Genomic DNA, 24,905 nt, shown 5'->3' with positions numbered 1-24,905 from the left:
CGACTTCGACGGCGACTTGCAAGTTGATGATGGCCCGCCTTGCGCGGGCCTTTTGCCATGAAGATCACGAAACTCGAAACCATCCGTCTCGGCGAATTTCCCAACATCCTGTGGGTCCGCCTGCACACCGACGAGGGGCTCGTCGGGCTGGGCGAGACCTTCATGGGCGCGCAGGCGGTGGAGGCCTACCTGCATGAATGGGCGGCCCAGCGGCTGCTGGGGCAGGACCCGCTGGCCATCGAGGCGCGGGCCCGCGACCTCACCGGCTATCTCGGCTGGCGGGGCTCCGGCGTCGAGACGCGCGGCAATTCCGCCGTCGACATCGCGTTGTGGGACCTGTTCGGCAAGGCCGCGAACATGCCCGTGCACACGGCGCTGGGTGGGCGCAGCCGCGACGCGATCCGCATCTACAACACCTGCGCCGGCTACCAGTACATCCGCAGCAACGCCAACCAGACGTCGTCGAACTGGGGCCTGGGCAACAACGCCGGGCCGTACGAAGACCTGCAGGGCTTCCTGCACCACGCCGACGAACTGGCGGAGTCGCTGCTGTCCGAAGGCGTGACGGCGATGAAGATCTGGCCGTTCGACCCGGCCGCCGAGGCCAGCCACGGCCAGTACATCAGCAGCGAGCAGCTCGACGCTGCGCTGGAGCCGTTCCGCAAGATCCGCAAGGCGGTGGGCGAGCGCATGGACATCATGGTGGAGTTCCACAGCCTGTGGCGCCTGCCGATGGCGCAGAAGATCGCCCGCGCGCTCAAGCCGTTCAACACGTTCTGGCACGAGGACGCGATCCGGATGGACTCGCTGGACCTGCTGAAGCAGTACGCGAAGGACTGCGAGGCGCTGATCTGCGCCAGCGAGACGCTCAGCTACAAGTGGGGCTTCAAGGATTACCTCGAGACCGGCGTGGCGGGCGTGGTGATGCTGGACCTGAGCTGGTGCGGCGGCCTCACCGAAGCCCGCAAGATCGCCGGCATGGCGGACGCGTGGCAGTTGCCGGTCGCGCCGCACGACTGCACCGGGCCGGTCGTGTGGGCCGCGTCCACGCACCTGTCGCTGCATGCGCCCAATGCGCTGATCCAGGAAAGCGTTCGTGCCTTCTACACCGGCTGGTACCAGGAGCTGGTGACCGAGCTGCCGCAGGTACGCAACGGGATGATCAGCCTGAACGACAAGCCGGGCCTGGGGCTGGAACTGCTGCCGGACCTGACGAAGCGCGCCGACGCGATGGTGCGGGTGTCGCAGGCCTGAACGCCTCAGGGCTGCATTTCACCCGACAGCAGCACGCGCTGCCCGTTCGTCTCGCGCACCGCCCGCACCAGCGCGCGGGCGACCGCCGCCGCGGGAATCGGGCGGTAGTTGGCGGGAACCAGCGGCGTCAGCCAGCGCGAGACCTTGAGGCCGATTTCCTCGCCGGAGCGCAGCGGCTGGCCCAGCGCCTTGCGGTCGCCCGCCAGCAGCGAGGGGCGGGCGATCACGAGGGTGTCGAAGTCCAGCGCCGGAAGCGCCTGCTCCATCTCGCCCTTGACCCGGTTGTAGAAGACGCGTGACCGCGCATCGGCGCCCATCGCGCTGACCACGCCCAGCCGGGTGGCGCCGGCCGTCCGCGCCGCCTTGGCGACGGCCAGCACGGCGTCGAAGTCGACGGTGCGGAACGCCGCCCGGCTGCCGGCCACCTTGATCGTGGTCCCCAGGGCGATGAACGCCTCGTCCACGGGCGGCAGCGCGGGCAGGGCGGCGAAATCCACCCGGTGTTGGACCAGCCCGGCATCGCGCAGCGGCAGTTCGCGGCGGCCCAGGGCATGCACCGCCGCCACTGAAGGATCGGCGAGCAGCAGTCGCAGCAGCTCGCGGCCGACGAGGCCGGAGCCCCCCGCCAACAGCACGCTGAATCCGCCGGCCGCGACGGGAGCCCTCGTTTGGCCCGGTGAGGACGTCATGGATGTCGTGCCTTTCCCGGCGCGCCACCGGCGCCGGCTGCCGATTGTGCGCCGGCCGCCGCCGCTCACGCGAGGCGCATGATCTCGCGCGGCAGCTCCTGCAGCGGCAGCACCGCGTCGACGGCGCCGAGCTTGATCGCCTCCCTGGGCATGCCGAACACGACGCAGGTCGCCTCGTCCTGCGCGACGGCGCGGGCGCCCGCCTGGTGCATCGCCTGCAACCCGCGCGCGCCGTCGGCACCCATGCCCGTCATGATGATGCCCAGCGCGTTCTGGCCGGCCGTTTGCGCGACCGAACGAAACAGCACGTCGACCGAAGGACGATGGTGGTGGACCAGCGGCCCGTCCTTCACGGCCACCACGTACTGGGCGCCGCTGCGCACCAGCGTCATGTGGCGCCCGCCGGGGGCGATCAGCGCGCGGCCGGGCCGCACGCGGTCGCCGTCGCGCGCTTCGCGCACCTCGATCCGGCACAGCATGTCGAGCCGGCCGGCGAAGGCGGCCGTGAACTTCTCCGGCATGTGCTGGACGATGACGATGCCCGGCGTCGCGGCCGGCAGCGCCGCGAGGATCGCTTCGAGCGCCTGGGTTCCGCCGGTGGAGGTGCCGATGGCCACCACCTTCTCGGTGGTGTCCGTCAGGGGCTGCGCCTCCCCGGGCAGCGGCACGGGTGCCGGTGCGTTCGCGGGCGCGACGAGGTTGCGCAGGTTGGCCCGGGCGGCCGCCTTGACGGTGCGCACCAGGCCGGCCGAGGCGTCGAGCAGGTAGTCCCGCACGCCGGCCCGCGGCTTCGCGACGATGGCGACGGCGCCGGCCGCGAGCGCCTGCATGGTGGTGGCCGCGCCGCGCGTCGTGAGCGTGGAGCACACCACCACCGGCGTCGGCCGCTCGGCCATCAATTGCCGCAGGAAGGTGATGCCGTCCATGCGCGGCATCTCGATGTCGAGCACGATCACGTCGGGCCACTGCGCGCGCATGCGTTGCATCGCGAACAGCGGGTCGGCGACGGCGCCCAGGACGTGGATCGTGCGATCGGCGGCCAGCACCGCGGAAACGGCCTGGCGCACGACGGCCGAGTCGTCGACCACCAGCACCTCGATCCTCGACGCCGCCATCAGGAGCCGCCCTGGACGCCGCGCGGCGCGCGCTTGAGCCACACGTCGCCGGTCCACAGGTCGAGGATCACGTTGCGGTGGCCTTCGCCGCCCATGTCGTGGGCGTGCAGCCGGAAGCCGTGGCGCACGACCAGTTCGCGGCCGGCGTCCATGTTGCGGGCGGAGATGTCGGCGTGACGGCTGGCGGCGTGCTGGTGCGCGAACATCCTGCCGCCGCCGAACAGCTTGACGTGGTAGTCGGGCGCGGCGGTGCCGGAACGCCGCAGCTCGCGCACGAACAGCTCCATCGCCTCGTCGCCGTAGCGCCCGTCCAGCGGCTCCCCGGCGGCGGCGTGCGGCCGATGCGGCAGCATGTAGTGGCACATGCCGCCGATGCGCAGGCGCGGATGCCACAGCGTGATCGCCACGCACGAGCCGAGCAGGGTGCGGATGCGCGTCTTCTCGTCGCCGAACCAGAACTCGCCCGGCGCGAGGAACACCTCCAGGACGTCGGGGGCGGCGGGCAACGGCACGGGGAAGGGCCTGGACCGGCCCTATGGCCGGCGGTAGATCGAAGGGGCGAGCGGCTTCAGGCTGCAGGCGATCGTGGCGAGGCTTTCCGAGTGGCCGATCATCAGGTGGCCGCCGGGCCGCAGGCAGGAGGCGATCCGCTCCACCACCTGCTGCTTGGTGGGCGCATCGAAGTAGATCATCACGTTGCGCAGGAAGACCAGGTCGAACTCGCCCAGCCGCGGCAGCGCCTGGTTGAGGTTCACCTGCATGAAGCGCACGCGGCTGGCCAGCTGCGGCGCCACGATGAAGGACCCTTCGTGCGCGCCGGTCCCTTTCAGGCAGAACGCCAGCAGGTGCTCGCGCGGGATGGTCCTGGCGCGGGCCATCGGGTAATGCGCGGTGCGCGCCCGCTCCAGCACGCGCGAGCTCAGGTCCGACGCCACGATGTCCCACGGCACGCCGCCCATGGCCGACGCGAGCGTCATGGCGATGCTGTACGGCTCCTCCCCGCTGGAGCACGCGGCGCTCCACACGCGCAGCGGCTTGCCCGACGAGCGGTGCGCCGCCACGATCTGCTCGCGCAGGTAGTCGAAGTGGGCGGGCTCGCGGAAGAAGTGCGTCTCGTTGGTGGTCAGCAGGTCCACGGCGACCTGGGGCTCGCCCGGCTGCGCGCCCTCCTGCAGCAGCCGGAAATAGTCGGCGAAGCGCGACAGCCGGTAATGGCGCATGCGCGGCGCCAGTCGGCCGCACACCAGCGCCTTCTTCTGGTCCGACAGGTGGATGCCCGCCTGGCGGTGGATCCAGCCGCGCAGGTCGCGGAACTCGCCGTCGGTGATCTGCGGCGCGGACGGCAGCACCAGGGTGCTCATGCCGGCGCGGCCTCCAGCGCCAGCCGGGAGGGGGTCGCCAGCGCTGCTGCCCGTCGCGGTCCGGGCCCGCCGGGCGGCTGAGCCGCCTCGCCGGGCACCTTGAAGAAGGCGATCAGCCGCTGCAGGTTCTCGACCTGGGCGCTCATCTCCTCCGAGGTGGCGGCGAGTTCCTCCGACGAGGATGCGTTGCGCTGCGTGATCTGGTTCAGCTGTCCCATCGCCGTGTTGATCTGGCCGACGCTGGCCGACTGTTCCCGGGACGCCGCGGCGATTTCCTGCACCAGCGCGGAGGTCTTCTGGATCGCCGGCACCATCTCGTCCAGCATGGAGCCCGCCCGTTCCGCGACGGAGGTCGAGGCGCTCGCCATTTCGGCGATCTCCTGCGCGGCCACCTGGCTGCGCTCGGCCAGCTTGCGCACCTCGCCGGCCACCACGGCGAAGCCCCGGCCATGTTCGCCGGCGCGTGCCGCCTCGATCGCGGCGTTGAGCGCCAGCAGGTTGGTCTGGTAGGCGATGTCGTCGATGATCACGATCTTGCGGGCGATGTCCTTCATCGCCCGCACCGTCTGCTGCACGGCCTGCCCGCCCTCGGCCGCCTGCTGCGAAGCCTGGACGGCCATGCGGTCGGTGACCCCGGCGTTCTCGCCGTTCTGGGTGATCGAGGCGGTCATCTGCTCGACCGAGGCGCTGGTCTCTTCCACGCTCGAGGCCTGCTCGCTGGCTCCCTGGCTCATGGCCTGCGCCGTCGCGCTGACCTCCTGCGACGCCGACGACAGCGCCTGCGCGCTGGCACGCACCTCGTCCATCGTCCGGGCGAGCCTGGCCGCCATGTTCCTCAGCGCGAACAGCATGCTCGACGTATCGGCGGGCCTGAGTGGCACGTCCACCGTCAGGTCGCCCTCGGCCACCTCGCCCATGATGCGCGCCGCGTCCGCCGGCTCGCCACCCAGCTGCCGCAGCAGGCTGCGCGTGATGAGATACCCGATCGCCACCGCCAGCACCAGGCCAGCGATCGAAATCGCCAGCATCACGTCGCGTGCGCGGCTGGCCATCGCCATCGATTCCGCCGACAGCTCCTGGTTGAGCCTGGACTGGTTCTCGAGCAGGACGTTGAAGTGCCTGACCATGGCACTGGCGGCGTCGTTGGTCACCTTCGCCCGGTAAGCGGCCGCCTCCTCCAGCTGGCCGGCGTCGATCAGCTCGAACCAGCGTGGGGCGCCCTCGCGGTAGCGGCGGTACTGCTCCCCCAGCTGCTTCAGGACCGCCTTCTGCTCGCTGGACGCGCCCAGGTCGGAATACGCCTGCAGGCTCTGGTCGAGGGTCTCGTACAGCTTCGGCCGCCCGGCCAGGATCTTCTTCCTGTTTTCAGGCGTGGCGAGGGTGTAGTTGGCGATGCCGAACCGCAGCTCCCAGATGGCGTCGCTGCCCTTGTACAGCACGCGGTTGCCCTCCAGGCCCCGGACGTCCGCGAGCGACGCCGCGATGCCGGAGATCATGGAGTAGGCGACCGCCACCAGCGTGACGGTGAACAGCGCCACGACCGCGTTGAGGAGGACGAGGCGGGTGGATACGCGCAGCGTGTTGAACATGGTGCTCTTTCGTTGGGTTGGCGGGCCGGCGCCGTCACGCGTCGGGCGGCGAGGAGGCCGGCTCCGGCGCCGGGCGGGTCGTGTCCGCGGCCGGCGGGGCGGGGGCGTCGTGGAACGCGCCGGCCCCGGCGAGCAGCGACAGCTCGTCGACGGACAGCACCTTGTCGATGTCCAGGACGATGACGAACTTCTCGCCCAGCTTGCCCATGCCGCTGATGAACTCCGCGCGCAGTTTCGCGCCGAAGGCGGGCGGCGGCTCGATGTCCTCGTCGGCGATGTCGAGCACCGCGTTGACGGCGTCGACGGCCACCCCGATGTCGTGCAGCTCCTCGTCGTGGCGGATTTCCGCCACGACGATGCAGCTGCGCCGCGTGACCTGGCCGCTGCCGCGGCCGAAGCGCGACGACAGGTCGACCACCGGCACCACCCGGCCGCGCAGGTTGATCACACCGCGCATGAAGGCCGGCATCATCGGCACGTCGGTCGGCTGCCGGTATTCGATGATCTCCTTGATGGCGGCGATCGGGACCGCGAAGGGTTCGCCGCCCACCAGGAAGGTGAGGTACTGGCGGCTTCGCTGCGGCGCCGCCTCCGTGCCCGCCGCCGCGGACTGGTGCTTGCCGTTTCTGGCGAGTTCGGTCATGGATGCTCCTTCCTGGAACCTGTTGATGGCCGGGATGCGGGGGGCGCCGCAACCGGGGCGTGGACGGGGACGGCGGCGGTCGAGCCCTGCAGCGCCGGCACGCGGAACATTCCCACCAGGCGCTGCAGCACTTCGACGTGCCCGCTCATCGCCTGCGCGATGGTCGCCAGCTGCTGCGACGACGCGGCATTGCGCTGCGTCGTTCCGTTCAGCCGGCCCATGGTGTCGTTGATCTGCCCGACGCCGAGCGACTGCGCCTGTGAGGCCGCGGCGATCTCCCGCACGAGGTGCGACGTCTTCTGGATGGCCGGCACCATGTCGGAGAGCAACTGCCCGGCCTTGTCGGCCACCGCCAGCGAATTGCCCGCCAGCTCGCCGATCTCCCGCGCCGCGAACTGGCTGCGTTCGGCCAGCTTGCGCACTTCGCCGGCAACGACGGCAAAGCCCTTGCCCTGCTCGCCGGCGCGCGCGGCCTCGATGGCGGCGTTGAGCGCCAGCAGGTTGGTCTGGTAGGCGATCTCGTCGACGATGCCGATCCGGGCGGCGATCTGCTTCATCGCGGCGAGCGTCCCGTCCACGGCCGCGCCGCCGTCCGCCGCCTGCATGGCGCAGGCGATGGCCACGCGGTCGGTCACTTGCGCGTTCTCGCCATTGCGCACGATCGAGGCCGTGATCTCCTGCACCGAGGCGGTGGTTGCGGCTACGCCGGCCGCCTGCTGCGCCGCTTCCCGGCTGAGGGAGCCCGCCGCCGTGCCGATCTCGGCCGAGGCGGCGCCGAGGGCGTCGGCGCTGGCCCGCACCTCGCCGATCGCCTGCACGAAGCCGTCGCGCACCCCCCGCAGCGCTCGCAGCAGCAGGCCCATCTCGTCGCGGGCGCCGACCTCGACCGGCGACACGAAGTCGCCGTGCGCCATCGCCCGGGCGGCCAGCAGCGCGCGCCGCAGTCCGCCCATGAGGGAGGCGTAGATCAGCACGACGATGGTCATGGATGCCACGCCGCCGGCCAGGGCCACGGCCGCTGCGAAGTTGCGGAACCGGTTCGCCGAAGCCTGCAGGGCGCCCGCCTCCGCGGTCAGCGCGCGCCCTTCGCCGAGGATGCGCCAGCCGCGCTCCACCTCGCCGGCAAACAGGATCGCGGCGACGCCCAGCGAGACCGCGCAGGCGAAGCAGACCGCGCCAAGGAGGTACAGCTTGTGCCGGATGGTCAGCGTCGCGGGCGGCTTCACGGTCGTCTCCTTCGAAATGCACTAGAACTTCACGAACGAGTCGCGGTCCTGCACCACGGCCGGCGACAGCTGGCCGGCCAGGTGCGTCAGGACTGGCAGCGCCGGCTGGGCGCCCGCGGTGCGGGCTGCGGCAGCCCTGGCCGGCGGCGCGGCCGGCGCGTCGCGTGCTTGCGTCTTGAAGAACGCGACGACTTCCTGCAGGTTGATGGCCTGCGAGCTCATTTCCTCGGCGGTGGCCGCCAGCTCCTCGGAGGAGGACGCGTTCTGCTGCGTGATCTGCGCCAGCTGCGTCATCGAGGTGTTGATCTGCGCGACGCTGGAGGACTGCTCCTGCGAGGCGGCGGCGATCTCCTGCACCAGATCGGAGGTCTTCCTGGTCGCCGGCACGATCTCGGCCAGGAACTGGCCGGCCTTCTCGGCCACGGCCACCGAGCCGGCGGCCATCTCGCCGATCTCCTGCGCGGCCACCTGGCTGCGCTCGGCCAGCTTGCGCACCTCGCCGGCGACCACGGCGAAGCCCCGGCCATGTTCGCCGGCGCGTGCCGCCTCGATCGCGGCGTTGAGCGCCAGCAGGTTGGTCTGGTAGGCGATGTCGTCGATGATCCCGATCCTCTTGGCGATGTCCTTCATCGCCTGGACCGTCTGCTGCACGGCCTGGCCGCCCTCGGCCGCGCGCTGGGACGCCTGCACGGCCATCGCGTCGGTGACCTTGGCGTTCTCGCCGTTCTGGGTGATCGAGGCGGTCATCTGCTCGACCGAGGCGCTGGTCTCCTCGACGCTGGCGGCCTGCTCGCTGGAGGCCTGGCTCAGCGACTGGGCCGTCGCGTTGACCTGCTCGGACGCCGAGGACAGGTTGCCCGCGCCGCTGCGCACCTCGCCGATCACCTGCGAGAGACGCTCGACCATGGCGTCCATCGCGACGAGCAATTGGCCGACCTCGTCCCGGCCCGCATCCGCGGAGATCTTCCCGTCGACGTCGTCGGCGGCGAGATCGCCGGCGGCGACCCGCTGCGAAATCCGGACCGCCTTCGAGATCGGCACCGTGATGCTGCGCGTCACGACATACGCCAGGCACGCAGCCGCCACGAGGACGACGGCCACGACCGCGGTGAGCAGCTTCACCACCTGGTCGCCGCGCAGCCGTGCCGCGGCGATCGCGCCCTCGCTGTCGCGGGTCTGCAGCTCGGCGAGGCGGTCGAGTCCCGACACGATGCGTTGCACGACCGGATCGATCTCCTTCACGATGACCTGCGCGGCTTCTTCGGTGCGCAGGCCGGTCGAGAGCGAGAAGGCGGCGCTCAGCGGCTTCTCCAGCTCGTCGTCCATCCTGTCGATCTCCGCCAGCAGCTGCTTCTCCGCCGGGGTGAGGTCGAACTTCTCCAGTCGCTGCAGGGGCTCGTGGTATTTCTTTCCCAGCTCGCGTGCCCGATCCGCCTCCTGGTTCATGGCCTTGACCTCGGAGTGCAGGCCGATGTTGCGCATCGCGGCCGACTGCTCGAGCATCAGGAACTTCATCTTCGATACCAGCGCCTCCTTTGCCGACGCGGCGCCGAGGGAGGCGGCCAGGTCCTCGCGGCTCTGGTTCTGGAAATAGCTGCCGGTCAGCGCGACGGCGGTCATCAGCGCGAGGACGGCGCCGAAACCGACGCCCAGCCGCGTGCCGATCTTGAGAAAACGTAACTGCATGGATATGTCTCCTGGGCCGCGGCCGGCGGGCACCGTGGTGCGCTGCCGCCGGCGTCGCGCACGACGATCAGAGGGGTTTGTAGGCGCCTGCGGCGAAGACGAGGTTGTCGTGCTTCTCCCAGTACATCTGCTTGGGCTCGATCTTCTTGCTCACGGGATTGAAGAACTTGTAGTCCTGCCAGCCGGAGCTGCCTCGTGCGGCCGCATCCATCCGCTCCTTGATCAGGAACTTGCCGTCCGGATCGCGCAGATCCATCATGTTCTTGCCCACCATCTTCGGATTGATGTGCGCCAGCGAGTCGCCCTGCAGCGTGTAGACGGTCACGTACAGGTCACGTTCGACGAACGGCCCGGGTTTCTTCATGAATTCGGCGAGGGCCTTCTCCCTGCCGTTCTTCTGGTAGAACTCGAGCGCTTTCTTGACCATGGCCTGCGCTTCGGCCGGACTGCCGCGGCTGGGGTCCTGGGCCTGCGCTTGCAGCGCGAATGCCGCGACCGCGAGCATCGCGACCAGCGCGAGCACGTTCCGGATGGCGTTGACGGTTCTCATTGGATATCTCCTTCGGTTGGTGGTTGGGAGGACAGCGTTCCCATCGGGTGCTGTCGCCGGTGTACGCGCGACGATCAGAGGGGCTTGTAGGCGCCCGCGGCGAAGACGAGGTTGTCGTGCTTCTCCCAGTACATCTGCTTGGGTTCGATCTGCTTGTTGACCGGATTGAAGAACTTGAAGTCCTGCCAGCCCGACGTGCCCTTGGCGGCCGATTCCATCCGCTCGCGGATGTGGTACTTGCCGTCGCCGTCGCGCAGTTCCATCATGTTCTTGCCGACCATCTTCGGGTTGATGTGCGCCAGCGAGTCGCCCTGCAGCGTGTAGACGGTCACGTACAGGTCACGGTCGACGAACGGGCCCGGCTTCTTCACGAATTCGGCAAGGGCCTTCTCCCTGCCGTTCTTCTGGTAGAACTCGATGGCCTTCTTGACCATGGCCTGCGCTTCGGCCGGACTGCCGCGGCTGTGGTCCTGCGCCCGCGCCTGCAGCGCGAATGCCGCGACAGCGAACATCACGACCAGCGCGAACACATTCCTGATGGCGTTGACGGGTCTCATGGGATCTCCTTCGGTGGGTTGAAAACTCTGTCGATCGGTTCCGGGTGCATGCCCCTTGTCATGACCTGACGAACGAGGCGGCGGAGTGCGCGAGCAGCCGCGGCAGCTCGCCCAGCACCGTGGCGCAGCAGGTCGGCTCGGCGCGCAGGCGGGCGGAGCCGGGCGCCGGTATCAGCACCTGCCCCGCCGATGCGCCCGCAGCCAGGCGGCGCGACAACAGACCGGGGCGGACCGGCCACGGCGCGTGTTCAGCGCTGAGCCATCTCTGAAGGTTCACGATCGCTTCTCCTCGTGGGGGCGGCGAAAGTCGTCGGGTAGTCGCGGGCGCGCCAGGCCGCGAGCCCTCCGCGCAGCCAGTGGACCTGCCGGTAGCCGGCCTGCACCGCCAGCCGCGCCGCCTCGTAACTGGTCCAGCACTCGCTCGCGCCGCAGTAGAAGACCAGCGGCGAGTCCTTCCCGGCCGCCACCTGCGCCAGGTCGACGCCGTACGCCGCCGCTTGCTCGCCGCCTTGCTGGGTGCGGTCCGCGCCATGAGGCAGGCTAGTGGCGCCGGGGATGTGCTCGCGGGCGAATTCGCTCGGGGAGCGCGTGTCGATCAGCGGGGCGCCGAGGTCGGCGAGCGTCTTTCCCTGCTGGGCGCCGATCACCGCTGCGCCGGGGAGGGCGGCTGGCGGTTCGATGACCACCGCGACCAGGGCGGCCGCCGCGAAGACCAATGCGCCTGCCGCCGCAACACGAGTTCGAAGGACGAATTTCGCAAACGGGCTCATTGCGTTGCTCCCTTCCCTAGAACTTCACGAACGAGTCGCGGTCCTGCACCACGGCCGGCGACAGCTGGCCGGCCAGGTGCGTCAGGACTGGCAGCGCCGGCTGGGCGCCCGCGGTGCGGGCTGCGGCAGGCGTGGCCGGCGGCGCGGCCGGCGCGTCGCGTGCTTGCGTCTTGAAGAACGCGACGACTTCCTGCAGGTTGATGGCCTGCGAGCTCATTTCCTCGGCGGTGGCCGCCAGCTCCTCGGAGGAGGACGCGTTCTGCTGCGTGATCTGCGCCAGCTGCGTCATCGAGGTGTTGATCTGCGCGACGCTGGAGGACTGCTCCTGCGAGGCGGCGGCGATCTCCTGCACCAGATCGGAGGTCTTCCTGGTCGCCGGCACGATCTCGGCCAGGAACTGGCCGGCCTTCTCGGCCACGGCCACCGAGCCGGCGGCCATCTCGCCGATCTCCTGCGCGGCCACCTGGCTGCGCTCGGCCAGCTTGCGCACCTCGCCGGCGACCACGGCGAAGCCCCGGCCATGTTCGCCGGCGCGTGCCGCCTCGATCGCGGCGTTGAGCGCCAGCAGGTTGGTCTGGTAGGCGATGTCGTCGATGATCCCGATCCTCTTGGCGATGTCCTTCATCGCCTGGACCGTCTGCTGCACGGCCTGGCCGCCCTCGGCCGCGCGCTGGGACGCCTGCACGGCCATCGCATCGGTGACCTTGGCGTTCTCGCCGTTCTGGGTGATCGAGGCGGTCATCTGCTCGACCGAGGCGCTGGTCTCCTCGACGCTGGCGGCCTGCTCGCTGGAGGCCTGGCTCAGCGACTGGGCCGTCGCGTTGACCTGCTCGGACGCCGAGGACAGGTTGCCCGCGCCGCTGCGAACCTCGCCGATCACCTGCGAGAGACGCTCGACCATGCCGCGCATGGCGAACAGGAGGCTGCCGCGATCGTCCCGGCCGGTGGCCACGTCCACGGTCAGGTCGCCCTGCGACACGGCGCGGACCACGTCGGCCGCATAGCTGGGGTCGCCGCCGAGCTGGCGCAGGATCGTCCGTGCCAGCAGGAAGCACAAGGCGGTGGCGGCCAGGGCCGCCACCGCGGCGACGATCAGCAGGGCGACGGTCGAACGCTGCGCGGCCGAGGTGCCGGCGGCGAGCGCATCGTCCGCTTGCTTCTGGATCTGCTCGGCGGACTGGGCCAGTTCCACTTCCAGCGCCTTGAACCGCTGCACGAAGGCGGGAAGGGCTGCTTCCGCGGCGGCCGCATCCTTCTGCGCCGCCGCCAGCACGGCGAAGGCACTGTCGCCATAGGCCGCCAACCCCGGCTCGAGCTTCGCGGCGGCGTGCCGGCTGGCCTCGGTGGTTCCGTCGCCCGCGGCCTCCTTGAGGTGCCTGCGAACTGCACCCACGTGCTCGTCGAGCTCGACGCGCGCCTCCTTCAGCCGGGCCGCGTCCTGCGCGTGGGCGCCTGCCACCGCGAGGTACACGTAGGCGAGGATGCCCTCATGCTCCATGTCGACTTTCAGCTGGCGCTGCACGGCGCTGCTGCTGGACGCATAGGCGGCGAAGGTGCCGTTGAGCGTATTCGCGATGAACAAGGCGCCCGCCGCCACGATCCCCACGGTGGCGAGGATGGCCAGGGCGAACCCAAGAAACTTGGCTTTCAGACTCATCTTCATTTCGACCCCCTCATCCCCTTTCGACAGTCGAGGCGGTTGCCTGCGACTGGCGCGGACCGCCCGCCTGGGTCGCCCGCTGCACCAGCCCCGGCACATCGAGGATCAGCGCCACCTCGCCGCTGCCCAGGATCGTGGAGCCGCTGATGCCCGCGAGTCCGTCGAAGAGCCGCCCGAGCGGCTTGATCACGGTCTGGAACTCGCCGAGCAGCGCGTCGACGACGAAGCCCGCCCGCTGGTCGCCGTAGTTCACGACGACGACGTTCTCGCGCTTGCCGGCGTCGCCGGCGACATCGAAGACGTCGCGCAGCCGCAGCAGCGGCAGCACTTCGCCGCGGAGGTTGACGTAGCCGCTCTCGCGCACCCGCGCCCGGTCTTGGGGCGGCAGCTCGAGGCACTCGACGACCATCTTGAGCGGGATGACGTAGGTGGAGCGGCCGACATCGACCAGGAAGCCGTCGATGATGGCCAGCGTCAGCGGCACCCGCAGCGCGATGGCGGTGCCTTGCGCGGCGACGCTGTCGATGTGGATGGTCCCGCGCAGGCTCTCGATGTTGCGGCGCACGACGTCCATGCCGATGCCGCGGCCGGACACGCTGGTGACCGTATCCGCGGTCGAGAAGCCCGGCTCCATGATCAACTGGTACACGTCGCGGTCGGCGAGCGTCTGTCCCGGCTGGACCAGGCCCGCGTCCTGCGCGCGCGCCAGGATGCGATCGCGGTCCAGCCCGCCGCCGTCGTCGACGACCTCGACGACGATGCTGCCGGTCTCGTGGTACGCGTGCAGCTGGACGCGGCCGCACGCCGGCTTGCCGCGCAGCAGCCGCTGTCCGGGCGATTCGATGCCGTGGTCCAGCGCGTTGCGCACCAGGTGCATCAGCGGATCGCTCAGTTTCTCGACCAGCGACTTGTCCAGCTCGGTGTCGGCCCCGCTGATCACCAGCTCGGCGTCCTTGCCCAGCTCGCGTCCGAGGTCGTGCACGACGCGGTTGAACCGGTTGAAGGTCTCGCGGATCGGCACCATGCGCAGGGACAGCGCCGCGTCGCGCACTTCCTCGACCAGCCGGGTCATGCTGGCGGTGGCTTCGCGCAGTTCGCCGTCCACCGTGCGCCGGGCGCCCAGGCTCACGCCGGCGCTGGCGATCACGAGTTCGCCGACCAGGTCGATCAGGGCGTCCAGCTTGCCGGCGTGCACGCGCACCGAGCGCGCTTCGGCGGCCGCCCGCGAAGGAATCTTTCCCGGCGCGGACGCGGCCGCCGGCGCGGCGGCCGGCTGCGTTGCGCGATCGCGCCGCTGCAGCGCGAGCACCTGCTCCAGTTCGAGCGGGGTGAGCGCGCCGCTCGCCACCAGCGCCGCTTCGAGCCGCTCGCCTTCGCCGCGTTCGCGCAGCAGTCCGGCCCAGCTGGCCAGCGGGGCCAGCGGCGGCAGGACGACGATGCTGCTGTCCTCGCGCACGAATTCGAACGCATCCTCCACCGCGTCGCGTTCGAGCTCGCCGGCCAGCTGGAGCTCGAACCCGACGTAGCAGGCTTGCGGATCCATCGCCGTTGCGTCCGGCATGGCATCCCACAGGCAGGCAACCGACCTGACTTCGCCCAGCGTGGCCAGGTAGCGCAGGAACGACAGGGGATCCATGCCGTGCCGCAGCACGTCCGGATCGAAACGCGCCGAGACATGCCACGCGCCGCCGCCGGCACAGCCGCCTTCCGGTGGCGACAGGTTCGCGCCAGTGCGCGCGATCGACCGCGGCGCCGCGCCGTCGACCGCGACGTAGCACCCGAGCTGCTGCAGCAGGTCGGCGCCGGCGCCCCGGGCGGCCTCCAGCCGCTCGAGCCGGTCCGGCGGCTCGAGGCAGTCGATCAGCGCCGCCACGTGGTCGCCGCAGGTGAGGAGCAACGCCACCAGCACGTCGTCGACGGCCAGCCGTCCGGCGCGGATTTCCTCGACCACGCTCTCCATCGCGTGGGTGAATTCGACGATGACGTCGAAGCCGAACACGCCGGAGGATCCCTTGATCGTGTGCATCGCACGGAACACCGCGCTGATCGCCTCCCGGTCGGCGGGCGACTGCTCCAGCGTCAGCAGCGCGGCTTCCATGTCGCGCAGCAGTTCACGGCTTTCCACGATGAAGGTGTGCGGTGCGGCTGTTTCGTGGGTCATGGTTGTCCTCCGGCTGCGCCATCGGCACGCCGCGGCGAGGGATCGGCGAAGGCGGTGCCCAGCCCGTAGCGGTCCAGCACGTCGAGGAGGGCGGGGCCGAGGCCCAGCACGCGCACCGGCTTGCCGGCCCGGGCGCCTTCGCGCCTGAGCAGCAGGAGCAGTTGCAGTCCCGCCGTGTCCGCCTCGTCGACCTGGGCGAGGTCGAGGTCGAGTGCGGCGGCGCCGGCCAGCGCTGCCAGCAGCTGGGCTTTCTGCGCGGGCGCCTCGTAGATGGTCATGCTGCCGGCCAGCGAGATCCGGGCCGGGGCGTCGTCCATGGCGGTGGCTCGGTCGGCGTTCATGGCAGGATCAGCTTGGCCACGGCCTGCAGCATCTGGTCGGGGCGGAACGGCTTGACCACCCAGGCCTTCGCGCCGGCCAGCTGCCCTTCGGCCTTGCGGCTCTCGCGCGACTCCGTGGTGAGCATGATGATCGGCACGAAGCGGTGGCGCGGCAGCTGCTTGACTTCCCTGACGAAGCTGATGCCGTCCATCACCGGCATGTTCACGTCGCAGATCATCAGGTGGAAGCGGCTGCCGTTCAGCTTGGACAGCGCGTCCTGCCCATCGCACGCCTCGGTGACCTCGTAGCCCGCGCTGCGCAGCGAAATGCCGACCACCTCGCGCAGCGAGACGGAATCGTCGATGACCATGATGCGTTTGCGGGTCATGGGGTGCTCCTTGCTGCCCTAGAAGAACGTGATCGCCGAGGCCGGCTGCGCGGCCGGCAGCGGGCCTGCCGCGTGGTTGGTGAACTCTTCGTGCGTCGAGTAGTCGCTGGCCAGCCGCGCCAGCCACTCGCGCTCGTCCAGCGTGTGCCAGTGCCCGGCCGCGATGCGTGCCTGCATCTCCTGGAGGTTGTGCGTCACGTGCGACAGGATCTGGCTGACGCGGTCCTGGAACTGCAGCGCGACGAGCGCGCGCGAGAGGTCGCCGCGCACGTTGCGGCGCTCGTCCTCCATCGCCCCGATGGCCTCGGTGAGCTGGCGCGTCATGGCTTCGGAGCTGGCGACGACGTGGTGAACCAGGTCCTCGGCGGCACCGATCGAGAACGCCTGCGCACCGGAATCCTGCTGGCCGGCGAAGACGCCGCTCAGGGTGCGGTGCAGGTGCTCGGTCTGTCTGGAAAACTGGTCGCTCGCCTCGGCGGTGCGCGCCGCGAGGCCGCGCATGTCGGCCACGATCACGCCGAAGGGCTTGCCCGCCGCGCCGGCGCGGGCCGCCTCGATCGTCGCGTTGAGCGAGACCATGCGGATGTTCAGCGCGATCTGGCGGATGTCGGACGCGCTCTCCCGCAGCTGCGCCGCCTGGAGCCCGACTTCCTGGACGATGCGGTCCTTGCTCGCCTGCAGCTGGCGCAGGGCGGCGACGAGGTGTTCCAGCTGCCGGCCGTTGCGCTCCAGTCCGGCCAGGATCTCCTCGGGCGAGCCGCCGTCGGCGCCCACGGGACCGAGGACGCGGTCGAGCTTGCTGCACAGCTCGCCGAAGACCTGGGCGAGCTCGCCGACCTCGTGGTCGGCCTCGCTGCGCACCGTCTCGATCTGGCGCACCCAGACCGGCGCCGCCTGGCCGCACAATCTGGTCACGCGGTCGGTCTCCGCTCGCGCGCGGCGCTCGGCGGCAGCGAGGGCCGACGCGTGACGCTGCTCGAGCGCGCGGGCGGCCAGCAGTCCGATGAGCGCCATGGTGCCGGCCGCCAGGACGGCTGGTGCCTTCGCACCTCCGACACCGATGATGAGGACCGCACCGGCCGCGCCACAACCGAGCGGCCAACGGCCGAAGACCGTCGGGGGCAGCAGGTCGCGCACCCGTTGTCCGACCGAGGCAAGCCGCGCGGACTTCACGGGCCGACTCCGTCAGGGAGGAACGCCGCGACTCGAACGACCCCGCGCTGTAGATACAGTTGTTTCATTTCGTCACGTCTTTAACCTGGGTTAACCGTATCGGCAGAGCAGTTTTGCTGTTCGTCTTTGTTCGGCTGCGTTGATCCTGATCAAGGTGCGATTCGTGACATTCCTCTCACTATGACGCCTAATCGCAGCGAGATAGTGCTTCCTAGTTAAGGTAAAGCCCCAGAAGTTGGCGTAAATTGCTGGTCAGAGGAGGCATCGGCTTACCGCACGGCAACACCGCATCGGCAAGAAAACAATTGCTGAGCGTGTGTAAATTTGAAACGATGCTTACATTGGAGTCCGCACCAGCCGTCCTGACGCCACCCCCGGCGGCGGCTGGCGCGCGTCACCGCAGCGGGCAGTGGGCGCGCACGACAGTGGCCACCTTCGTGTATGCGCGGCTGCAGAATTTCGCGCCGATCTGCCGGCATCTCTCCGCCGAAGACCTCACCGGGTTCCTGAACGAGGCGCGCCGCGCCTTGTCGGAGCCGGTCCTCAAGCTCGGCGGTGAAATCGCGCAGCGGCGGCCCGATTCGATCCTGGCCGTGTTCTCGAACAAACCTGATGCGCGCAAGCCCGACCACGCGCAGCGCGGCCTGCACGCCGCCATCCTGGTGGTGTACGAGGCGGTCGAGCTGGCCAGGCGCGTCGCCCAGCAACTGGCGGACCCGCAGGCACCGCCGCTCACCGTGGCGGCCGGCGTGAACCTGGGCAACGCCGAGATCAGCGGACGGGGCGCTCGCAGCAACGGCATGGTGCATGCCACCGGTGAGGCGGTCGAGATCGCGCGGCTGCTGGAGGTGACGGCCGGCGACCTGGGCTGGAGCATCGCCAGTTCCGGGCGCACCATGCGCGCGGCAGCCGGCCGGGCCGAGGGCGGGCGCATCGGGTCGGTCGCGCCGCCGGACAACTCGTTCGTCGACATCGTCGAGGTCACGGGGCTGGTTCCGCGGCGCGGTTCCCGCACCAAGCCGGAGATGTACCAGTTGCTGCGCGAGGCCATCGCCGGGAACGGCCAGGCGCGGGAGCGGCCGCACGAGGTCTCGCTGCCTGGCGTGCCGGCGCAGGCGCCGGCCCACCTGCTGATCGAGGGTTACCGCATCCTGCGCCAGATCGGGGCCGGCGGGATGGCCAACGTGTTCCTGGCGCAAGCGCAAGAGGACGGGCCGCCGCAGGTGCTCAAGATCATGCCGCTGGACAGCTTCTCCGGCGAGGACGGCCTGCAGCGCTTCATCCAGGAGTACGCGCTGCTCGCGCAGGTCGACAGCCCGCACGTCGCGCGCATCCACCGCCAGGACTTCTCCGCGGGCCACGCCTACATCGCCATGGAGTACTTTCCCGGCGGCGACCTGCGCGCGCGCATCGCGAAGGGGATCACGCCGCGGGAGGCAATGGGCTACGTGCGGCAGACGGCGGAAGGGCTGGCGGCCATCCACGCTCAGGGCATCGTGCACCGCGACCTGAAGCCGGACAACCTGATGCTGCGGCAGGACGGCACCCTGGCGCTGGCCGATTTCGGCGTCGCCAAGCAGGTGGCCATGCTGATCATGAACACGGGCCACGGCGACATCGTGGGCACCCCGTCCTACCTGAGCCCGGAGCAGGCGCGCGGCGAACGCGTCGACGCCCGCTGCGACCTCTACAGCCTGGGCGTGCTCGCCTACGAGCTGCTCACGGGCCGCCGCCCGTACCAGGCCGAGACGGCGCAGGCGATGCTTGACCTGCACATCAACGCGCTGGTGCCGCAGCTGCCGGCGCCGCACAAGGCGTTCCAGCCGGTGCTGAACCGGCTGATGGCCAAGGACCGCGAGCAGCGCTATCCGTCGGCCCTGGCGCTGCTCGACGACCTCGAACGGCGGGAGCTCTGACCATGTGGCCCGACGCCGGCAACGACGCTTTCCTGACGGCGGGCTCGTCGCCGGTGGATTGGCAGCAGGAAGTGGCTGGCCGCATCATCGGTGGCTACTGCCTTGGCCGGAAGCTCGGCGGCCGAGGCGCCGCGGTCGTCCACGTCGCGCACGACCGGCGCGGGCGGCACGTGGCGTTGAAGGTGGTGCACCGCGCCCCCAGCCCCGGCGACGCGAGCTGGCGCTGGTTCGCCTCGGAATGCGCCTTGGTGAGCGCGGTGCGCGACCAGCACGTCGTGCGCGCCTACGAGCACCGCGCCGTGGGCGACGTGGCCTACCTGGCCATGGAGTACCTGCCCGGCGGAACGCTGGGCGACCACCTGCGTGGCGGCATCGCGCCGGAGCACGCGGTGTCGCTGCTGCGGCAGGCTGCGTGCGGACTCGCCGCCGCGCATCGCCGCGGCATCGTGCATCGGGACGTGAAGCCGCGCAACCTGCTGCTGCGCGAGGGCCAGCTCGTGCTGGCCGACTTCGGCGTGGCAGCCCGTGCCGGGGATGCATCGGCGCGAGCCGGCGCCGGCCGCCTGGTCGGCACGGCCTGCTACGCCGCGCCGGAACAGGCGCAAGGCGCGGCGCCGCAACCGCAGGCCGACGTGTACAGCCTGGGCGTCGTGTTCCACGAGATGCTGTGCGGGCAGCCGCCGTTCTCCGGCCGCACCGCCACCGAGCTGCTGGCGCAGCACCTGGTCGCGCCGGTGCCGCGCCTGCCCCGGCCGCTGCGCGCCTGGCAGGACCTCGTCGACCGGATGCTGGCCAAGCAGCCACAGCACCGCCCCGCCGACGCCGACGGCGTTCTGCAGGAGATCCAGCGCCTGGCTCCCTGGCACGGGTCCGGCAGCGATTGAAGGAAAGCGAGCCAGCCGTGCCCCACAACCACCAGTACCTCGTCGACGTGATCGGATTCAATCCGACCGAACGCGCGATGCTGACCAGCATCTTCGCGCTCGCCGCCCGGCGTGACCCGGGCTTCGTGCAATACGACCCGGTCTCGGCGCTGACGCCGGACCTGTACCTGGTCGACGTGGACGACGCGACCGCGCTCGGCGAATTCCGCGCCCTCAACCGCCGCGACGCCCTGCCTGCCGTGCTGGTGGCCTCGCCCGGGCACGGCGGCGCCCAGGAGGTGGTGGAGCGGCCGCTGCAATGGGCCCGGCTGTTGCAGGCGATGGAGGATGCGGTCGCCGATCTCGACGAGACGGCCCCCGCGCCGCTGGTGGCGCGCACTGCCGAGGCGGCCGGGGTCAATACCTGGTCGCGCCGCTCCGGGGCCGGGCCGCTGCGCACCAATCCGCTGGCGCCGGATGCGAACCGCTCGGACATCCGGCGCGCGCTGGGCGACGCCGTGCTGGTGGTCGACGACAACGCCACGGTCCGCGCGTTCATGCAGGCCAAGCTCGCGCCGTTCAGGTTCGAGGTCGACTTCGCCGAGAACGGCGAGGAGGCCGTGGGCCTGACCGGTGGCCGCGAATACGCGTGCGTGTTCCTCGACGTCGTGATGCCCGGCATCGACGGCTACCAGGTCTGCAAGCTGATCAAGGGCAACAAGCAGGCGATCAAGAAGACGGCGGTGGTGATGCTCACCAGCCGCAGTTCGCCCTTCGACAAGTTGCGCGGCTCGCTCGCCGGGTGCGACGAGTACCTGACCAAGCCGCTGGACGAGGACCGCCTGCTCGAGGTGATCGCCAGGTTCCTGCCCAGCAGCCGCAAGCACCATTCCAGGCACAGGTGAGACATGCCCAAATCGATCTTGGTGGTGGACGACACGCGCTCGATGCGCAAGATGGTGACGGCCGTGCTGGAGACGGCCGGCTACGCCGTCGAGGAAGCGGGGGACGGCGTGGAAGCGCTGGAACTCGCACGGCGGCGCGTGTACGACCTGGTGGTGACCGACCAGAACATGCCGCGCATGGACGGCGTGAGCCTGATCCGGGAGCTGCGCTGCCTCGCCGCGTACGACCCGGTGGCGCTGCTGGTGCTGTCCACCGAGGTCAATCCGGAGCTCAAGCAGCGCGGTCGCGAAGCCGGCGCCACCGGCTGGATGGCCAAGCCCTTCGATCCGCAACGAATGCTCGACATCGTGCGGGCGTTCATCTAGGGGCGCCGCGGTGAAGCAGGGGTTCCCCTTCGGCGACGGCGGCGCGTTCCGCGAGATCTTCTTCGAGGAGGCCCGCGAGCACCTGGAGGCGACCGAGGCGAGCCTGCTGAAGCTGGATCCGTGCGCGCCCTGTCCCGACGAACTGAACGCGATCTTCCGCGCCGTGCATTCGATCAAGGGCAGCGCAGCCATGCTGGGCTTCCAGGAGATCGGCGTGCTGGCCCACGTCTTCGAGAACCTGCTCGACCTGTTGCGCAAGGGCGAGCGGGCCGTGACACGCGAGGACGTCGACGTGATGCTGCAGGCCGGCGACGTCGTCAAGGCCCAGGTCGCATGGCGCCGCGGCGAGCTCGATGCGGCGCCCGACGCCGGGCCGGCGGAAGCGCTGCTGCGCGAACGGGTGCAGGTGCCCGCGGCCGGCGGTGGCAGCACCGGCGCGACGAGCCGCAGTTTCCACGTGCGCATGGGCCCGCTGCCGGCGCCGGTCGACGCCGCCGAGCTGGAGATGATGCTGTCGGGGCTGGCGGAAATGGGTGCGGTGGCGAACGAAGCGGTGCACAACGTCCCCGGCGGCAGCGTCGCCTTCGACGTCACGCTGGAGGGGACCGAGACCGACCTGCGCAGCGTGCTGGCGCTGGTGGTGCCGCCCGACCTCACGCACGTGGGGCCAGTGCCATCGCCCGCGGGCGGCGGGGCGCCGCCCGCCGCCGCTGCCATGGCTGCCGCGGCCGGGCACGACGAGGCCAACGAACTCTTCGTCGATCCCGACGAATTCCGCCGGGCGCGAGCGGGCGCCGCGGCCAATCCGCCAGCGACGCCGGCCGGCGCGGGCGGCGGCCAGCAGCAGTCCGTCGACCTGTTCGTCACGCCGGAGATCTTCAACGCACGCAAGGCGGGCTCCACCGTCGCGGCCGCGGCACCACCCGGGCCAGCCATGCCGGCCGCCCATGGCGCCAGCTCGATCCGCGTCGCCACCGCGAAGATCGACCAGCTCGTGAACCTGGTGGGCGAGCTGGTGATCACGGAGTCGGTACTGTCGCGGCAGGCCGGGCTGGCCGGCCTGGCCGCGGGCGGCGCCGAGGCCGGCCTGGCGGACCTCGCGCGCAACACGCGCGACCTGCAGGAGGCCGTGCTGGCGATCCGCATGGTGCCGATCTCCGACGCATTCGCACGGTTCCCGCGGCTCGTGCGCGAGCTGTCGGCCCGGCTCGGCAAGCAGGTGGCGCTGGAGACGCTGGGCGAATCGACCGAGCTGGACCGCGGCCTGATCGAGAAGATCCTCGACCCGCTGACGCACCTGGTACGCAACGCCGTCGACCATGGCCTCGAGACGCCGCAGGCCCGCATCGCGGCCGGCAAGCAGCCGACAGGGACGGTGACGCTGGCCGCGAGCCAGCGCGGGGGCAAGGTGGTGATCGAAGTGAGCGACGACGGGCGCGGCCTGGACCGCGACCTGATCCTCGCCCGCGCCGCCGAGCGCGGCCGGGTGCTGCCGCCGGAGGCCGCGGACGGCGACGTGTGGCAGTTGCTGTTCGAAGCGGGTTTTTCCACGGCGCAGGAGGTGACCGAGGTCTCCGGCCGCGGCGTCGGCATGGACGTCGTGCGCCGCAACATCCTCTCGCTCGGCGGGACCGTCGACGTCGCGTCGCGTGCCGGGCGCGGCGTCACCGTGACGATGACCGTGCCGCTGACGCTGGCGATCATGGAAGCCATGACGGTGTCGCTGGCCGGCCAGGTCTACGTGCTGCCGCTGGCGTCGGTGGTCGAGTCGCGCGGCCTGGCGCCGGGCGACCTGCACATGCTGCCGGGACAGGGCGAGACGCTGTGCGTGCGCGGCACGTACCTGCCGGTGCTGCGGCTGGGAGCGCTGTTCCCGCCGGAGACGCCGTCGCCGCAAGGCGAGGACATCGCCGTCGTCGTCGAGGCGCAAGGCGCCTGCGCCGCGCTGCTGGTGGACGCCCTGGTCGGGCAGCAGCAGGTCGTGGTCAAGAGCCTGGAGACCAACTTCCGCAAGGTGCCGGGCGCCACCGGCGCGACCATCATGAGCGACGGCTCCGTGGCGCTGATCCTCGACGTCTCCCATGTGATCCAGATGTGCCACGCAGCGCGCCCGCTGCTGGCGGGCTGAAGAACGCGAGGAACACCATGTATACCGCCGCCCGCAGCACCGCCGAGGTTCCGCTGCTGCGCCTGGGGCTCGTCGGCTTCGCACCCGAAGAGGAGGCGCTGCTGTGCGTGGAGCTCGCCCGGCGCGCCGGCGAGCGGCAGATGGTCTGGCAGCTCGCGCCGCTCGGCGAAGCCGATGCCTGGTGCGTCAGCGGTCCGCGGCTGCGCCGGCTGCCCGACGGCAGCTGGCGGATCGTCCCGGTGCGCGTCACCGACCATCCGATCCACATCAACCCGGAACACCTGGAGTGGCCGGTCGCGTTCTCCACGCCGGCGGGACCGCCCGACTTCCAGCCCGCGCACCTGTTCGACCTGGACTCGCCGGCCGGCATCCAGACCCTCCTCGGACATCTCGAGGGCTGGCTGCGCCCGGCGATGGTGCAGTTCCACCTGGCGGCGCACATCGTGCAGCGCAGGATCGACCTGGGCGCCGGCGTGTACCACGTGACGGTGCAAGGCAAGTTGTACGCCGTCGTGAGCCGCCGCGGCGGCGTCGGCGTGTGGCCGCTGGCCGACCCGGCGCAGCTGGCCCAGGCCGAGTGGAACCGCCGGCCGGACTCGGCCGACGCGATGCCCGCCAGCTTCGTGCATTCCAGCGTCGCCGAAACGATGTGGCAGTACGCGACGCGCACGACGCGCGACTGCCTGCCCAGGCACTACCGGCGCAAGCGCCTGTACCTGCGCCGTCCGCCGCAGCTGCCGCCGCGCCTGCTCAGCGACCGCTGCCTGCTGGTGGTGCGCGAGCTCGAGCGCGCCCCCGCGACCTTCAACGAATTGCTCGCGCGCACCGGCGCCGCCGCGGCCGACCTCGCGCGGCAACTGGCGGGGCTGTACATGGTCGGCTCGGTGACCGCCGACGAAACCCGGGTGGTGCCGCCGTACGCGATGTCGGAGCCGGGATGGAGCTCGTCGCTCGTGGCCAGCCAGCGCGACAGCGATGGCGTCGACCTGGATGCCACCGTGCACCTGAAGGCCGTCGGCGGCGGCTTCCAGCCCGCGAAGTAGGCCGGTCGCGCACGGACCCGGACCGGAAGGAACCGCAACATGAACCAGACGACCATGCAGGCGCCGTACGCGGCGGAGAGTGCCCCGGAGTGCCGCGAATTCCTGACCTTCCGGCTCGGCGATGAGCAGTACGGCATCCACATCCTGAAGGTGCAGGAGATCCGCGGCTACGAGCGGCCGACGGCGATCGCCAATGCGCCGGCCTTCATCAAGGGCGTGATGAACCTGCGCGGCGTGATCGTGCCGATCGTCGACCTGCGCGTGCGCTTCGACCTGCCGTTCTCCTACGACGAAGGCACGGTGGTGATCGTGCTCAACGTCGCCGACCGCGTGGTCGGGGTGGTGGTCGACGCCGTCTCCGACGTCCTGCCGCTGGCCGGCGAAGCCATCCAGCCGCCGCCGGAATTCGCCGACTCGGTCTTCGACACCAGCTACATCACGGGACTGGCGACGGTGGACGGCCGCATGCTCATCCTGCTGGACATCGAGAAACTGGTCACCGGGGCCGACATGGCCCTGGTGGAGGAGCGCATGCCGTGAG

25 protein-coding genes are annotated in these 24,905 nt (G+C 70.7%); 8 read left to right on the top strand and 17 right to left on the bottom strand.

Features of this window, described 5'->3' with window-relative positions:
* The first annotated feature begins 57 nt into the window (after positions 1-57).
* The gene (locus RAMLITH_RS17065; RefSeq protein ID WP_168108636.1) at positions 58-1,254 is read left to right on the top strand and encodes a mandelate racemase/muconate lactonizing enzyme family protein; all 1,197 of its coding nucleotides are present in this window, start codon (positions 58-60) and stop codon (positions 1,252-1,254) included.
* A gap of 5 nt (positions 1,255-1,259) precedes the next feature.
* Here RAMLITH_RS17065 and RAMLITH_RS17060 read toward each other — a convergent pair whose 3' ends face one another.
* The 17 genes from RAMLITH_RS17060 to RAMLITH_RS16980 all read right to left on the bottom strand — a co-directional run bounded on the left by RAMLITH_RS17060 (position 1,260) and on the right by RAMLITH_RS16980 (position 17,143).
* On the bottom strand, positions 1,260-1,889 hold the full coding sequence (locus tag RAMLITH_RS17060) for a Rossmann-fold NAD(P)-binding domain-containing protein (protein ID WP_475493627.1): 630 nt from the start codon (positions 1,887-1,889) through the stop codon (positions 1,260-1,262).
* A gap of 119 nt (positions 1,890-2,008) precedes the next feature.
* Positions 2,009-3,058, bottom strand: a complete 1,050-nt coding sequence (locus RAMLITH_RS17055; protein WP_168108634.1) for a protein-glutamate methylesterase/protein-glutamine glutaminase — start codon at positions 3,056-3,058, stop codon at positions 2,009-2,011.
* Positions 3,058-3,570 carry a chemotaxis protein CheD gene (locus tag RAMLITH_RS17050; protein WP_337786170.1) on the bottom strand — a complete coding sequence of 171 codons (513 nt, stop codon included), beginning with the start codon at positions 3,568-3,570 and terminating at the stop codon, positions 3,058-3,060. The genes RAMLITH_RS17055 and RAMLITH_RS17050 overlap by 1 nt, the downstream gene beginning before the upstream one ends.
* 21 nt (positions 3,571-3,591) lie before the next feature.
* Positions 3,592-4,419: a CheR family methyltransferase gene (locus RAMLITH_RS17045; protein ID WP_168108633.1), complete on the bottom strand. Its 828-nt coding sequence runs from the start codon at positions 4,417-4,419 to the stop codon at positions 3,592-3,594.
* Complete coding sequence (locus RAMLITH_RS17040) at positions 4,416-6,008, bottom strand: methyl-accepting chemotaxis protein (protein WP_238344239.1); 1,593 nt, start codon at positions 6,006-6,008, stop codon at positions 4,416-4,418. Before RAMLITH_RS17040 ends, RAMLITH_RS17045 begins: the two co-directional genes overlap by 4 nt.
* 34 nt (positions 6,009-6,042) lie before the next feature.
* On the bottom strand, positions 6,043-6,651 hold the full coding sequence (locus RAMLITH_RS17035) for a chemotaxis protein CheW (protein ID WP_168108632.1): 609 nt from the start codon (positions 6,649-6,651) through the stop codon (positions 6,043-6,045).
* Positions 6,648-7,877 carry a methyl-accepting chemotaxis protein gene (locus RAMLITH_RS17030; protein ID WP_337786169.1) on the bottom strand — a complete coding sequence of 410 codons (1,230 nt, stop codon included), beginning with the start codon at positions 7,875-7,877 and terminating at the stop codon, positions 6,648-6,650. Before RAMLITH_RS17030 ends, RAMLITH_RS17035 begins: the two co-directional genes overlap by 4 nt.
* A 21-nt stretch (positions 7,878-7,898) precedes the next feature.
* Positions 7,899-9,563 (bottom strand): methyl-accepting chemotaxis protein, encoded by a 1,665-nt coding sequence (locus RAMLITH_RS17025; protein ID WP_168108631.1) that lies wholly within the window; start codon positions 9,561-9,563, stop codon positions 7,899-7,901.
* A 67-nt stretch (positions 9,564-9,630) separates the two neighbouring features.
* Positions 9,631-10,113, bottom strand: coding sequence for a cache domain-containing protein (locus RAMLITH_RS17020; protein ID WP_168108630.1), 483 nt, complete (start codon positions 10,111-10,113; stop codon positions 9,631-9,633).
* Between the two features lie 74 nt (positions 10,114-10,187).
* Positions 10,188-10,670, bottom strand: coding sequence for a cache domain-containing protein (locus RAMLITH_RS17015; protein WP_168108629.1), 483 nt, complete (start codon positions 10,668-10,670; stop codon positions 10,188-10,190).
* 58 nt (positions 10,671-10,728) lie between these two features.
* Positions 10,729-10,947 (bottom strand): hypothetical protein, encoded by a 219-nt coding sequence (locus RAMLITH_RS17010; protein ID WP_168108628.1) that lies wholly within the window; start codon positions 10,945-10,947, stop codon positions 10,729-10,731.
* Positions 10,919-11,440, bottom strand: a complete 522-nt coding sequence (locus RAMLITH_RS17005; protein ID WP_168108627.1) for a rhodanese-like domain-containing protein — start codon at positions 11,438-11,440, stop codon at positions 10,919-10,921. Before RAMLITH_RS17005 ends, RAMLITH_RS17010 begins: the two co-directional genes overlap by 29 nt.
* A gap of 16 nt (positions 11,441-11,456) precedes the next feature.
* Complete coding sequence (locus tag RAMLITH_RS17000) at positions 11,457-13,097, bottom strand: methyl-accepting chemotaxis protein (RefSeq protein ID WP_168108626.1); 1,641 nt, start codon at positions 13,095-13,097, stop codon at positions 11,457-11,459.
* A 16-nt stretch (positions 13,098-13,113) separates the two neighbouring features.
* The gene (locus tag RAMLITH_RS16995) at positions 13,114-15,261 is read right to left on the bottom strand and encodes a chemotaxis protein CheA (RefSeq protein WP_168108625.1); all 2,148 of its coding nucleotides are present in this window, start codon (positions 15,259-15,261) and stop codon (positions 13,114-13,116) included.
* The gene (locus RAMLITH_RS16990) at positions 15,258-15,602 is read right to left on the bottom strand and encodes an STAS domain-containing protein (RefSeq protein ID WP_202883283.1); all 345 of its coding nucleotides are present in this window, start codon (positions 15,600-15,602) and stop codon (positions 15,258-15,260) included. Before RAMLITH_RS16990 ends, RAMLITH_RS16995 begins: the two co-directional genes overlap by 4 nt.
* A complete protein-coding gene (locus RAMLITH_RS16985; protein ID WP_168108624.1) occupies positions 15,599-15,970 on the bottom strand; it encodes a response regulator in 372 nt (123 codons plus the stop codon). The genes RAMLITH_RS16990 and RAMLITH_RS16985 overlap by 4 nt, the downstream gene beginning before the upstream one ends.
* Before the next feature lie 18 nt (positions 15,971-15,988).
* Positions 15,989-17,143: a methyl-accepting chemotaxis protein gene (locus RAMLITH_RS16980; protein WP_168108623.1), complete on the bottom strand. Its 1,155-nt coding sequence runs from the start codon at positions 17,141-17,143 to the stop codon at positions 15,989-15,991.
* A gap of 332 nt (positions 17,144-17,475) precedes the next feature.
* Here RAMLITH_RS16980 and RAMLITH_RS16975 point away from each other — a divergent pair, with 332 nt between their 5' ends.
* From RAMLITH_RS16975 to RAMLITH_RS16945, 7 genes are read left to right on the top strand one after another with little or no spacing between them, the layout of a single operon-like run.
* Entirely contained in the window at positions 17,476-19,059 is a 1,584-nt protein-coding gene (locus RAMLITH_RS16975; protein WP_168108622.1) for a protein kinase domain-containing protein, read from the top strand.
* Between the two features lie 2 nt (positions 19,060-19,061).
* Positions 19,062-19,943, top strand: coding sequence for a serine/threonine-protein kinase (locus tag RAMLITH_RS16970; RefSeq protein ID WP_168108621.1), 882 nt, complete (start codon positions 19,062-19,064; stop codon positions 19,941-19,943).
* 17 nt (positions 19,944-19,960) lie between these two features.
* Positions 19,961-20,827, top strand: a complete 867-nt coding sequence (locus tag RAMLITH_RS26120) for a response regulator (RefSeq protein WP_168108620.1) — start codon at positions 19,961-19,963, stop codon at positions 20,825-20,827.
* 3 nt (positions 20,828-20,830) lie between these two features.
* A complete protein-coding gene (locus tag RAMLITH_RS16960; RefSeq protein ID WP_168108619.1) occupies positions 20,831-21,193 on the top strand; it encodes a response regulator in 363 nt (120 codons plus the stop codon).
* Between the two features lie 10 nt (positions 21,194-21,203).
* Positions 21,204-23,321, top strand: a complete 2,118-nt coding sequence (locus tag RAMLITH_RS26205) for a chemotaxis protein CheW (RefSeq protein ID WP_168108618.1) — start codon at positions 21,204-21,206, stop codon at positions 23,319-23,321.
* A gap of 17 nt (positions 23,322-23,338) precedes the next feature.
* On the top strand, positions 23,339-24,364 hold the full coding sequence (locus RAMLITH_RS16950) for a hypothetical protein (protein ID WP_168108617.1): 1,026 nt from the start codon (positions 23,339-23,341) through the stop codon (positions 24,362-24,364).
* A 39-nt stretch (positions 24,365-24,403) separates the two neighbouring features.
* The gene (locus RAMLITH_RS16945) at positions 24,404-24,904 is read left to right on the top strand and encodes a chemotaxis protein CheW (protein WP_202883282.1); all 501 of its coding nucleotides are present in this window, start codon (positions 24,404-24,406) and stop codon (positions 24,902-24,904) included.
* Position 24,905 lies beyond the last annotated feature (1 nt).

Origin of the sequence: Ramlibacter lithotrophicus, from assembly GCF_012184415.1 — a bacterium.
In the GTDB taxonomy this organism is placed as follows: Bacteria; Pseudomonadota; Gammaproteobacteria; order Burkholderiales; family Burkholderiaceae_C; genus Ramlibacter; species Ramlibacter lithotrophicus.
The sequence above is the reverse complement of the archived record's forward strand: the minus strand, read 5'-3'. Positions and strand labels throughout refer to the sequence as shown.